This window comes from Peribacillus sp. BM1, assembly GCF_056679975.1.
The window spans coordinates 3,306,271-3,319,484 of sequence record NZ_CM155259.1 but is presented as its reverse complement, the minus strand read 5'-3'; the positions used below and the strand labels follow the sequence as shown (position 1 = coordinate 3,319,484).

12 protein-coding genes are annotated in these 13,214 nt (G+C 37.5%); 10 read left to right on the top strand and 2 right to left on the bottom strand.

All coding sequences use genetic code 11. The features are described from left to right. The first annotated feature begins 133 nt into the window (after positions 1–133). The 8 genes from AC1MGI_RS16035 (at position 134) to AC1MGI_RS16000 (ending at position 8,123) form a co-directional block, all read left to right on the top strand. A complete protein-coding gene (locus AC1MGI_RS16035; RefSeq protein WP_480346175.1) occupies positions 134–1,108 on the top strand; it encodes a ring-cleaving dioxygenase in 975 nt (324 codons plus the stop codon). 20 nt (positions 1,109–1,128) lie between these two features. Next, a complete protein-coding gene (locus AC1MGI_RS16030) occupies positions 1,129–2,076 on the top strand; it encodes a ring-cleaving dioxygenase (protein WP_480346173.1) in 948 nt (315 codons plus the stop codon). Then, positions 2,076–2,687 carry an alpha/beta hydrolase gene (locus AC1MGI_RS16025; RefSeq protein WP_480346171.1) on the top strand — a complete coding sequence of 204 codons (612 nt, stop codon included), beginning with the start codon at positions 2,076–2,078 and terminating at the stop codon, positions 2,685–2,687. The genes AC1MGI_RS16030 and AC1MGI_RS16025 overlap by 1 nt, the downstream gene beginning before the upstream one ends. Before the next feature lie 12 nt (positions 2,688–2,699). Continuing rightward, the gene (locus AC1MGI_RS16020) at positions 2,700–3,311 is read left to right on the top strand and encodes a flavin reductase family protein (RefSeq protein WP_480346169.1); all 612 of its coding nucleotides are present in this window, start codon (positions 2,700–2,702) and stop codon (positions 3,309–3,311) included. A 413-nt stretch (positions 3,312–3,724) separates the two neighbouring features. Continuing rightward, a complete protein-coding gene (locus tag AC1MGI_RS16015) occupies positions 3,725–4,180 on the top strand; it encodes an SRPBCC family protein (RefSeq protein WP_480346168.1) in 456 nt (151 codons plus the stop codon). A 326-nt stretch (positions 4,181–4,506) separates the two neighbouring features. After that, positions 4,507–5,970, top strand: a complete 1,464-nt coding sequence (gene cls, locus AC1MGI_RS16010) for a cardiolipin synthase (RefSeq protein ID WP_480349820.1) — start codon at positions 4,507–4,509, stop codon at positions 5,968–5,970. 222 nt (positions 5,971–6,192) lie between these two features. Then, entirely contained in the window at positions 6,193–7,269 is a 1,077-nt protein-coding gene (locus AC1MGI_RS16005; protein ID WP_480349818.1) for an AI-2E family transporter, read from the top strand. Between the two features lie 113 nt (positions 7,270–7,382). Beyond that, positions 7,383–8,123, top strand: a complete 741-nt coding sequence (locus AC1MGI_RS16000; RefSeq protein ID WP_480346167.1) for a (S)-benzoin forming benzil reductase — start codon at positions 7,383–7,385, stop codon at positions 8,121–8,123. 56 nt (positions 8,124–8,179) lie between these two features. Here AC1MGI_RS16000 and AC1MGI_RS15995 read toward each other — a convergent pair whose 3' ends face one another. Further along, complete coding sequence (locus tag AC1MGI_RS15995) at positions 8,180–8,479, bottom strand: hypothetical protein (RefSeq protein WP_480346166.1); 300 nt, start codon at positions 8,477–8,479, stop codon at positions 8,180–8,182. A 322-nt stretch (positions 8,480–8,801) separates the two neighbouring features. Between AC1MGI_RS15995 and AC1MGI_RS15990 the strand changes: the two genes are divergently transcribed. Together AC1MGI_RS15990 and AC1MGI_RS15985 are read left to right on the top strand one after the other, a co-directional pair. Next, a complete protein-coding gene (locus tag AC1MGI_RS15990; RefSeq protein ID WP_480346165.1) occupies positions 8,802–10,067 on the top strand; it encodes a LysM peptidoglycan-binding domain-containing protein in 1,266 nt (421 codons plus the stop codon). 766 nt (positions 10,068–10,833) lie between these two features. Beyond that, entirely contained in the window at positions 10,834–11,679 is an 846-nt protein-coding gene (locus AC1MGI_RS15985; protein ID WP_480346163.1) for an MBL fold metallo-hydrolase, read from the top strand. 168 nt (positions 11,680–11,847) lie between these two features. Here AC1MGI_RS15985 and AC1MGI_RS15980 read toward each other — a convergent pair whose 3' ends face one another. After that, positions 11,848–13,077 carry an MFS transporter gene (locus AC1MGI_RS15980; protein WP_480346162.1) on the bottom strand — a complete coding sequence of 410 codons (1,230 nt, stop codon included), beginning with the start codon at positions 13,075–13,077 and terminating at the stop codon, positions 11,848–11,850. Positions 13,078–13,214 lie beyond the last annotated feature (137 nt).

Below are 13,214 nucleotides of genomic sequence, written 5' to 3'. Positions count from 1 at the left end.
AGTTATCTTTAATTCAAGATATCTGAACAAAGGTGATTATGAATGATTTCGTCATATATCTCGAAAATAAGATAAAAATAGAATATAAAATCCAATTTTAATTAAAGAAATATTTAAAAAGGAGCTGGATAATATGGAACTTAAAGGAATTCACCATGTATCAGCGATTACTGCAAGAGCAGGAGAGAATTTTGATTTTTATACTAAAACATTAGGTCTGCGTTTAATCAAGAAAACAGTGAATCAAGATGATATTGGTGTGTATCATTTATTTTACGGTGATGAAGTGGGGAATCCTGGAACGGAATTAACGTTTTTTGAAATTCCGAACGCAGGAAAAGTACATGAAGGTAATAACAGTATTTCTGAGTTATCACTGCGTGTTGCAAATGACGATGCGTTAAATTTCTGGAAGAAACGTTTTGAAGAAGAGGGAGTTTGGCACGGGGAAATCACTAAAAGATACACACGTCTTGTTCTTCCATTCAAAGATTTTGAAGGGCAGAGATTTGTGCTAGTTTCCGATGAGTATAATCAAGGTGTAGCTGGTGGGAAGCCTTGGAAAAGAAGTCCGATTCCAGTTGAATTCGCGATTCTTGGATTAGGACCAGTCTCATTGACTGTACCAAATAGTGAGCCAACGAAAAAAGTATTAGTTGACATTATGGGATTTAGGAAGGCAGGAAGCTATCCGTCAGAAGTCGAAGGGCAATTAGAGACAATCGTCTATGAAACAGGTGAAGGTGGAACAGGTGCAGAAGTGCATGTTGTAACACGTAATGATCTACCACGTGAACGTCTAGGGCATGGAGGTGTCCATCATGTTGCTTTCCGCGTGGATAATGAAGAGGAAATGAAGCAATGGATTGCAAAAATAAATGAAAATAGAATGCCAAATTCAGGATTTGTAGATCGATATTACTTTAGATCATTATATTTCAGAGAACCAAACGGAGTTTTATTTGAGCTTGCGACAGATGGTCCAGGATTTGCAACAGATGAAGAGCTAGCACATTTAGGAGAAATTTTAGCATTACCGCCCTTCTTGGAATCAAAACGGGAACAAATTGAGGCGAAATTAAAACCATTGAACACGAAAATAAATTAACGAGTAAAGGTAGAATCACTATGCAAAAGCAAACAACTGGAATTCACCATATTACGGCTATTGTCGGCAATCCACAGGAAAACGTCGATTTTTATGCAGGTGTCCTCGGCTTAAGAATGGTCAAGAAAACTGTAAACTTCGATGATCCAGGCACCTATCATTTATATTTTGGGGATGACGCAGGTTCGCCAGGGTCAATTATTACTTTTTTCCCTTGGCCAAATGCTTATCAAGGTCGTTTAGGTTCCGGACAAGTTGGAATCACATCCTATGTAGTACCAGAAAAAACATTGGGATTCTGGGAGGAACGTTTAACGAAATTCAAGATTACCTTTGAAAAACATAGACGATTTGGAGAGGAATATCTCGAACTTCATGATCCACATGGCTTAAACGTGGAACTTGTTGCCCGAAAAGCTGGGGAAAACAGTAGGTGGTCGTTTGGTGGCGTACCTACTGATAAAGCTATTAAAGGATTTGGCGGTGCTGTTCTTCTATCGGCCTCTCCAGAAAAAACAATGAAAACGTTAGAAGAAGTTATGGGTTTAAAAAAAATGGCTGAAGAAGGAGATTTTGTACGGTTTCAATCAACTTCAGATATTGGAAATATGATTGATGTAAAGAAAATCGCTTTACCAATGGGCCAAATAGGTGTAGGAACGGTTCATCATATTGCTTGGCGTGCGAATGACTCAAATGACCATAAAGAATGGCGTGAGCATGTAAGTCGCTTTGGCTATGGTGTAACTCCGTTTAAGGATCGACAATATTTCGATGCGATTTACTTTCGGGAAGACGGTGGCATATTGTTTGAAATTGCCACTGATCCACCAGGATTTGCTTATGATGAATCATATGAGACGATGGGAAGTAAGTTAATGCTCCCGTCATGGTTGGAAGAGAAACGAGAATCTATTGAAACAACTTTATTACCGGCAATCCCAAGAGTATTGGAGGAAGATAAGTAATGATGAAACATATTTTTCAAAAGGGAAGTAATTTAGAGGCACCTGTTTTATTGCTTTTACATGGTACAGGAGGAACGGAAACCGATTTACTGGGAATAGCTGAGATGGTATCCCCTGAATCCTCCGTTTTAAGTGTTCGTGGAAATGTGTTAGAAAGAGGAATGCCTCGTTTCTTCCGCCGACTTGCAGAAGGAATATTTGATGAAGAAGATTTGGTGTTTCGCACACAGGAATTGAATGAATTTCTTGATCATGCAGCAAAAGAATACGGGTTCGATCGTAAAAACATCGTAGCGCTTGGCTATTCAAATGGTGCCAATATTGCTGCAAGTTTGCTGTTCCATTATGAGGGTGCGTTGAAAGGGGCCATTCTTCATCATCCGATGGTACCAAGACGCGGTATTGATTTACCGAATAATAGTGGCAACCCAGTCTTTATTGCAGCAGGGGTGAATGATCCATTATGCCCGGCAAAGGAAACGGAAGATTTAAGCCAACTGCTTCAATCGGCTGGTGCATCGGTTGAAGTGAAATGGGAAAACTTTGGCCACCAGCTGACACGATCTGAAGTAGAAGAGGCAGGAGTTTGGTTTCAAAAACATTTTGGCTAAAAGGGTGATCAGATGATTTCTTTGAATCCAGAAACGATAAGTGAACGGGATAATTATAAAATTTTGGTTGGGAGTATTATTCCGAGACCGATTGCCTTAGTGACAACACTATCGAATGAGGGTGTCGTCAATGCAGCCCCGTTCAGCTATTTTAATATTGTTAGTTCAAATCCGTCGTTGCTTTCTGTGTCGATCCAGCGTAAAGCAGGTATTCAAAAAGATACGGCACGGAATGCTATCGAAAAAGGAGAATTTGTTATTCACATTACCGATGAGAATATTGTAGCAGAAGCAAATGAAACAGCAGCTGAACTACCACCGGAAAAAAGTGAATTGGAAAGAACGAATTTTACCCTTGTTGAAAGTGAACGGATTACTGTCCCTGGAATTAGAGAAGCAAAAATCCGTTTTGAATGTAGGCTTGAACAGGCGATTCCATTAGGTGGCAATAATTTAGAAGTGGGTTGTGACTTATTGATTGGAAGAGTAGTTCACTATCATATCGACGAATCACTCTATCAAGAAGGCCGGATAGATGCCCTGGGATTAAGCCCAGTGGCAAGACTTGCTGGTACTAATTATTCGAAGCTAGGTGAACAATTTTCGATCGAACGTCCGAAATAAGATAAACAAAAACTGCTTTATGACATGATAAAAATATAGGTCGTGAAAAATTGGGTGTTCCTTTCGTTGCGGAACATCTTCTTTTTCTTATAATGAAAGATTGATATTAGTTGATTCCATAAATGGATCTGGTTATTAGGCAATATCATTCGATCTTTATGCAAGTCATCCTTTCTTTAATGTTATCAAACGTTGCCATCAAGTTTCTTTGTTGATTTTGCTCACAAATCAATCATCCTCTTAACAAATCCGACCTTTTTTATCCGCCTCTTAACGGGAAGTAAGACCACTATGATGGAACTTTATTTGTTAGAAATGATAAGTAGAAATAGCTTCTATTTGAGGGTTTTAGTTCTATTTTGACTGTCTGTGTATATACAGTAATGAGAGAGAGTTGTGAGGAGATGAGCAAAATGGCGAGTGGTGAACATAGTGTAATCATACCATTATCTATTGAAAAGGTATGGGATTTTGTTAGTGTGATTGATAATTGGGCTCCGCTAGTACCAGGATACATTTCACATACGGTGATGACAAAGAACCAGTCAACCTGGGAATTCATAAGTGATTTTGGGCTGTTTAAGAAAAAGGTAAAACTGCTTGTGGATATTACAGAATGGTCGGGACCAGAGATCGTCACATTTCGCCTAACAGGAATGAATGAAAATTTCTTAGGTAGTGGTTATTTCAGAGCTGAAATGATTGATAAGGACCAAACGAAAATGACTGGCCAACTGGATATAACAGCAAAAGGAATGAAAGCACCTATGGCTAATTCGTTGTTAAAATCAAATGTCCCTGAAACTGCAAAAGCACTTTCAGATGCGGTTGCAGGCAAGTTACTAGAAATTTATCATGTAGCAGGATAAGATACCATTCACTTATACTAAAATAGTAGTGCGTGTTCAAAATGGTCGGAAGGAAATATGATCAGAAAAGGGAAAGCAATCTGTATTGATGGCGAAGCTCTGTACCTCCTGTTAAAGTGTACAGAGCTCCGTCTTTATTTCTTACATAATGATGAACACTTTCTAAATGAGAAAACAGTCTTAACAGAATAAAATAATGAAACTTATTATAGATGATCATCGTATATACTACTATCCCCTTACATTTAAGGTACGAGCAGATACACTTTTCTTATCCGTATTTGCGTGGTATTGTTAATATTACTAAGAAATATTCGAAGGTGTTGATTGAGATAGAGGCGCAAATCACTTCTATATTGTTTAATTTTGTGCTGGGACTAAATATTCTTTTTGCTTTATTTGTTGTTTTTTGGGAAAGAAGGGATGCAGGCGCTTCTTGGGCTTGGCTACTTGTGCTATTCTTTTTTCCGGTGGCTGGTTTTATCTTATATTTAATTTTAGGACGGACATTGCGACGTGCTCATCACTTTGAATGGGAAGGTCGCGAGAAAATCGGGATTGATGCTATTCTGAAAAATCAACAGGAGCAATTGAATTTAAATCAATTTGATTTCAGGAATCAGATAACCGAAGAGAATAAAGACTTGATTTATATGCATTTGCGAACGAATGATGCAGTATTAACAGAAGACAATTCTGTTGAAATCTTCACAGATGGCAATGAAAAGTTTGCACAGCTGTTTGAAGATATTAGAGCGGCGAAAGATCATATACATATTCAGTATTATATTCTTAAAAAAGACGAGCTAGGCAAAAAATTCATTGACCTGTTGACCTCGAAAGCAGAAGAAGGTATCACAGTACGTGTACTCTATGATGAACTAGGTTCCCGTGGACTAACGAAGCGTTTTTTTAAGGAGTTTCGGAAAGCTGGAGGTTTAGTCGAAGTATTCTTCCCAAGTCGATTGCCCTTTATTAATTTGCGGCTTAACTTTCGTAATCACCGCAAGCTAGTTATTATTGATGGGAGGATCGGTTATATCGGCGGCTTTAATGTTGGTGATGAATATTTAGGATTAAATCCAAAATTCGGTTATTGGCGTGATACCCATCTGCGAATTCAAGGTTCAGCTGTTTACACGATTCAAACGGTGTTTATTCTCGATTGGAATGAGGCGTCTAAACACCATGATATTGGCTTTGTTCCGAAACATTTTCCTGAAATACATGCTCCTCATGATTCCATCGGAATGCAGATTGTAACAAGTGGTCCAGATTCCAAATGGGAGCAAATAAAAAATGGGTATATTAAGTTAATCATGTCGGCTAAAGACTCCATTTTAATTCAAACTCCTTATTTTGTGCCTGATGCAAGCTTACTGGATGCCCTCCGTATTGCGGCATTATCTGGTATTAAAGTCAGCCTAATGATACCAAATAAGCCTGACCATATGTTCGTATATTGGGCTACCTATTCTTATATTGGTGAGTTGCTTGAGGCAGGCGCAGCGATTTATATTTATGATAATGGCTTTTTACATGCGAAGACGATTATTGTAGACAATGAAACAGCTTCAGTAGGAACGTCGAATATTGATATGCGAAGCTTCAAATTAAATTTCGAAGTAAACGCCTTTATTTACGATGGTAAATTCGCCAATGCACTTACAAATGCTTTTTTTGAAGACATCAAAGTTTCAAAGCAACTTACTCTTGAAGACTATCATAAGCGCTCATTATGGCTTCGTTTTAAAGAATCGATATCAAGGTTATTGGCACCTATATTATAAAATGAAATTTCTATTAGAGTGAGTATTACAACACAAATACATTCATGCCCCCTTGAATTAAGTTACGTCTTTTTAGCCCTAAGTGTGGCATTTATGTACACTTAGTAACAAAAACTCATTAAAAAAATGATTAACTAAAAAAAATTATCATTTCGGAGTGGAGGAAATCACTTGTTTAAAACGAAGTCAAAATTACAGTTTTGGACTTTACAGTTATTATTAATGGCTCTTTTGATATTCGTTTCTACAAAAATCTCTTTTTTGTTTGAGCCGATCGTAATCTTTACTACTACATTATTTTTCCCAATATTAATCGCAGGCTTTCTTTACTTTATTTTCAATCCAGTTGTCATTTTTTTGACGAATCAAAGAGTTCCAAAAGGCTTAGCAATCCTATTGATTTTTGTCTTATTTGTGGGGGTCATTGCCATCCTCGGCAGTTTAATTGGACCAGCGTTAACTAAACAAATCACGGACTTGGTGAATAATTTACCAGAGTATATTGTTCAAGGTAGAGAATTTTTCGATGATTTCCTAGCTTCTAAGCAATATCAATGGCTGTTGAATCAAAATTATGTATCATTGGATAAGATAGAATCATCGCTCATAAATTTTGTAAAAGAATTACCTAGTTACTTAACCACTAGTTTATCTTCTGTATTCAGCGTAGTAACGAACATTACATTAACAATCGTTACGGTACCTTTCGTTCTATTTTATATGCTGAAGGATGGACACAAATTCCCCCATGCGATTGCCAAATTCATTCCTGCTCATTATCGACGTGAAGGGATTACTTTATTAGGAGAAACAGCAACAACATTGTCCACTTATATTCAAGGCCAGTTCTTAGTTTGTCTGTTTGTCGGGGTAGCAACATTTATCGGCTATTTAATCATTGATCTTCCATATGCCATAGTCTTGGCCTTAATCGGGGCACTTACTAACATTATTCCTTATGTTGGCCCGTTTTTGGGAGCAGCACCGGCCGTCATTGTTGGATTGATAGATTCACCCATTCAAGCGGGTATTGTTATAATCGTTGTTGTTATTGTTCAGCAGCTTGATAGTAATCTTATCTCTCCGCTTGTTATAGGGAAGAAATTAAATACACACCCATTGACGATTATCTTCGTATTGCTCGTAGCTGGTAATCTGGCTGGAATTTTAGGGATGATTCTTGCTATTCCTACATATTCTGTCATCAAGACGATTGTGCTAAATATTGTTAAATTCATTCGTTTAAAAAGACGTTCTGAAATTGAAAATCCAGATTCAGCACCGCCTATCATTGAATGACTTTTTAAAACGCCTGGTTTTCGTGCTGAATTCCAGGTGTTTTTTTTAGATAGATCATAAACATGTAGAGATGATCCATATTTTCGTACAATTTAAGTAAAAGGCGGGATAATATGAAAACAATTATTATAACAGGAGCTTCTAAGGGACTCGGTGCTGCATTGGCAGAAATATGTCTTAATCAGGGATTCCGATGTATACTAGTCGCAAGAACGAATCATAAAACCTTGCAAAAGAGTGGGAATCTTGCATTTGTTAGCGCAGATTTAACTGAAACAGACCAATTAGAAAGGGTCATGGATGAAATTATTTCTCATTTTAACAATGATGAAGATGAGTTGTATTTCATTAATAACGCCGGTATGGTTGAACCAATAAAACGGATTGGAGAACTAGATCCAGAAGCATTTATTTTACATGCAAAATTGAATTATTTGGCTCCGGCGATTCTAATGGATTCATTTTTAAGAAGAACAAAAGGGTACAAGAATAAGAAAGTGGTTGTCAATATCTCAAGTGGGGCAGCAAAGAATTCTTATGAAGGCTGGGGTGCGTATTGCAGTTCGAAAGCGGGTCTTGAAATGTATACGAGAGTTGCTGGAGCTGAACAATTGAGAGAGGAAAATCCCGCATACGTGATATCATTTTCTCCTGGTGTGATGGATACAAATATGCAAAAAGTGATCCGTTCTGCAAATGAGGCTGATTTTGCTGATTCTGCGAAATTTCATGATTATAAGGAGAAAGGAATACTACGGACACCTGATTTTGTTGCAAATATCTTACTTGAGTTACTAGATGAAGAAGAATTGGATAATGGGAAATTTTACGATATAAAAGAGTTAATAAAATAACTACCAAGAAATATGAATAATTCATCCCTATCAAAAACAGTGTCCAAACCATTCATTCATTTTTCATATTCCATGATGAGTGAATGGAGAGTTTGGATTTCTCTGTATGTATTTACATCGTACAAATCAATCGAATGCTCGATTGTATTCTCTTTACTTATACATGAAATGCTATGAGGAACAACGCATTTGTCATAGCTATCTTTGTTACCCAAGACAGATTCCATGGACGGTGTTGTTACGGATTCATTGCTAGTGTATAATTCCCCTTTGTTTAACTGCGACGTTGCATGGAAAGAAGCTATAAAGCAAGCCGAAAGCAGAAAAGCTAAGCTTATAATCTTCAAATTACGCATACTTATCCTCCTAATAAAAAATTACTCCCTTTATAATAGACGTTTTATTCCAGGAATAGGTTTCAAAAAAACATAATTTTTTTAAAAAAGACATAACAAGACCAAGGAAACCCATAAACTAGTATTAAGTAAAATTTTTATCCCAGTTTAACTAACCATCAGTGAGGGATGAAAAGAACGCCCAATGATGGAAGTTTCACATGATCTGTAAGCGTGACCTATACAAAACGTGGTCAAGCTATTGATGGGACAAAGGATGTGACGCATTTAGTCTGTATGGTTAGAGTAATTAAACGGGGGAAAATAGAAATGAGGTGGCGTAATGGCAATCCATGTGGTGAAAAAAGGTGACACACTATGGTCAATTTCCCTCATGTATAAGATTGATATAACCATTCTTATGAATATAAATGGTTTGGTCTTAAGCACAGCAATCGTACCTGGTCTTGCGCTTTACATCCCAGAAACTACATTAAGGAATCGGCTGTATTATATTAAACCGAGAGATACATTATATGAAATAGCGAAAGTTTACGGAACGAGTGTGCAAGCTATCACGCAAGCAAATCCGGGCATCGAACCGTCTAACCTTCAAATTAATCGAAGGATTAGAATTCCTTCTCCTTATAAAAACAGGCTGATCACACTTGGTTTTTCATTTCCAGTTAGCGGAGGATTGGTTTTTACCAATCTTGAACAGCATGCCTATCAACTTACATATTTGGCGATTGTTGCATACTCCTTTACCAATGAAGGCAATGCCTATGTCGATGGAGATGACGATGCACTTGTTGCGAAATGTAAACAAGTCGGAGTTAAACCGCTTTTGATGATCCGGAATTTTCAAGATGGCGATTTTAATGTTGAATTGGTTGGGACTGTGTTAGCAAATCCAATCTATCGTACCAATTTAGTAAGAAGCATGATGAATTTCATAGAGGAAAAGGGGTATAGCGGTGTAAGCATGGATCTTGAATTTATCCCGCCAGCAAGGCGTGAAGATTATGTATTATTACTTAGAGAATTGAAAGCTGCACTCGGTGCACGTATCCTTCATGTTAATGTTCATTCAAAAACGGAAGATAATTTTTCAAATCGAATTGTTGGAGGACACGATTATCGTGCAATTGGGGAAGTAGCTGATCTTGTTGCGATTATGACAATTGATTATGGCTATCCAACAGGTCCGCCAAACCCTGTTTCTCCACTATGGTGGATGGCTCAAGTATTGCGGTATGGACTTGCCAATATCCCATCAATGAAGCTCCAAGCTGCTATCCCGTTGTATGCGTATGACTGGATTGTTCCAAGTAATGTCACCACGGCTACTTCAGTAAAAAATGCCCAAAATCAAGCCATTGTTAAATGGAGCGAAATTAAGTACAATCAAGCGGCAGCTTCCCCGTGGTACACTTATTTGGAAGGTGGCAATCAGCATACTGTCTGGTTTGAAGATATTCGGAGTATAACAGCTAAATATGAGATGATTGACGGCTATCGCTTAGCTGGAACAACTTTTTGGCATATCGGATTGTCATTTCCGCAGAATTGGGTGTACATGAATAATAATATACTTGTTTTAAAATAGAAATAGTCCAAAAGGGTCTGGATCTTTAGTTATGGGTCAGCTTTATTTTTGAAAAATTTAAGTCCTTCCATATTTTTATTAGTATTGTCGGCTGCTTAATACCAAATATGGGTTTTGAATCAATCTAAATGAATTTCAATAATATGTAAAAATGGAAGAGTGATGATTTAAACGATAAGAACACCTTTTTATTAAAGGCCCTTTTCTAAGAGATTGTTACTTTTAAAACGACAACTGTTGAAGGTTGATTGGAGCGGAAGTGTGAGACTCCTGTGGGAGAAGCGGGACAGGTGAGACCCCACCCAGGCGTTTGCGTCGAGGAGGCTTACCGCCCACCCCGCGGAAAGCGAGCAACTGGAGCGGAAATCAACGAATCCGCACTACTTGGTAAATAGCAACAAAGTATGCGAAAACGGCCTTATTAAAAGATCTCTGTTTTTTTATCGGTGAAAGTGGGGAAATATAAAATTTAGAAGCAATTTTATCAATAAGTTTAAAAAGAATGTATCATTTTTCTTGAAATTCATATTAATCCCGCCTTTAGTTGTTGTACAATAAATAGGGCATTTTTAATAAGTGAGAGAGTAATAAGATAGTTCCTAAAGGGGCTATAACGTCACACTATATACACCTGGGGTATCTGACCCTTTCGTGGGCAGTGTCATTAAGAATAGGTGTGAATGAACCCATTCTTTTTAAGATAAATTGAATATCTCTCAATATATCACTAAGTACTATGGCTTTTTTACAACAAGGAGTGAACAACATGCAAAAATTAGTTAAACTTTCGGAACGATTTCTTTATTTAACACCTGTTCAAAAAACAGACCGCCCGGTATTGGCTGCGGTTGTAGGAGATGATCAAACGCTGCTGATTGATGCGGGAAATTCCGTGAATCATACAAAATTGTTTCAAGAACAATTAGCAAACCACGGCGTAAAAGGTGATTATCTTGTTCTTACCCATTCAGATTGGGATCATGTTTTTGGTTTAAATGAAATCAAGAGCCCGGTCATCGCGCAACAAAAAACAGCAGAAAATCTTAAACAGATGCAAACTTTATCTTGGGAAGATTCATCCTTGGACGAGCGAGTGGAAGCTGGAACTGAAATTCCATTTTGTGCAGATGCAATAAAGCTAGAATTAGGCAGTGAACGAGATATCGTCATTCCAATACCTCAACTTATTTTTGAAAAAACGTTGCAAATTAATCTTGGTGGTGTTACATGTATGATCGAGCATGTCGGTGGAGATCATGCTGATGATTCGACGATTATCTATCTGCCTGAAGAAAAGATTTTATTTCTAGGTGATTGTTTATATGCTAATCTATATGCGGAAAAATGGAATTATACAGTGGAAAAATCATTACAACTCGTGCAGAAATTAGAAACCTTTGATGCAGAGACCATTTTTCTCTCCCATCATCAATCTCCATTAACAAAGGAAGAATTCCAAAAACAGTTGTCCTTCATGAAGCTTTCAGCACAGCTTACTAAAAAACATAAAGGAAATAAACAAAACATTGAACAAGAACTTTCGCAAGTACTTGCCAGAGCATTGAGTGATGAAGAATTAGAAACTGTAGAATTTTATGTGAACGGTTTTTAAATAGTAGCAGGCTGAAACTGAAAAAATGTCCCTAAGAGGTATAAGCTTCTTAGGGACATTTTTACTGCAGATTAACGGTCAGTAAGACCCTTAACGAAAAAGACTTTGAGGAATCGAGAAAGAATAAGTGGGGGATAAAGACCCCCCACTGATGGAAGATTCACTTTATTAATCTACATCATTATTTCTAACAAACGGTAATGAAACTAGATCATTTTTTCTGACCAAGAACAAACTAAATGCGATAAAAATAAGCAGGGAAGCAAAGGTGAAAGTAGTTTTCACGCCATAAGCTTCAGTAATGTAGCCTAAAAGCAAAACGGAAAGAGCAAATGTAAAGTTAATTACAACATTCCAAGAGGAATAGACTTTAGCTAACATTTTTTCAGTAGCATGATCCTGAATGACTTTAGTAAAAGCTATTTCCCGGATTTGCTGAGGGAAGCCATGTATTACTGTAATCAATAAAGAGAGTAGTGGGAGGCTCGTTACTCCAAATAAAAAGGTAAGCAGCGCGTCTACGAAAAGTCCAAATATGATATAGGTCTTTGAATGCTTTTCCAGTTGAGTGGCGAAACGTATTGTAAGGATACCGCCACCAATCATTCCTAAAAAATGACCTGTATTTAAATAGCCCCACCATTCTTCACCACGATGTAACTGGTCTTCCACATACACATATAAAACAGCTGCGATCCAAATACCTGAAGCAATGCTCGTTATAAAATCTGAGACTATAACGAGGCGAATCGGAGGTGCATAATAAATGGCAACCCAGCCTGATTTAAACGAATTCCACCTCGTTGATTGAACAGATTCTTCACTGTCTTTTTCAATAGCTAGATTGATATGCATCATACATACAGCAGAAAGAGCGTACAAAATGACCGTTAATAAAATGATAAAGCTGCTATCAGTGATTGCTAACAGAATAGCACCAAGCGACCAGCCGGTTATAGATACCCCCTGTGTCAAGACATTCAGAAAACCATTGGCCTTAATCCAGTCTTCTTTAGGTACTAAAAGCGGAGTAAGCGAGCTGCTGACGGGAGCTGCAACACCATCCAAGAGTGAGATTAAGGCTATACATATAGAAATCAAGAGAATCATTGGCTGCTCAAAGATAAATAGATAACAAACGAGTAAGATAAGCAATAACGTTTTTAACCATTGAGATTGTACAAGTATTTGTTTAAGTGGAAATCGATCAATAACCAGGGGGGCAAAAAGGTTGCTAATAAAGCGAAACATCGTTGTCGTAAATGGCAGCAAGCTCATATAAAAAGCAGATCCGGTTAAAGCATAAATAAGAGAAATTAACCCGACCACATAGAAAATATCCCCCAAATTCGCAAACACTTGCCCAACCCAAAGAAATCGAAATGATTTATTTTTCATCGTCTCATTCCTTTAGATGATATTGGTAAGCTGTTTAGTGGTTACGAATGGATTCCTACATGTTTTTCGCTCCTTTTGAGATATCGTTTATGTTCCAGAATAATGGGATATAAGTTAGGGGTATTTTACCACAATTT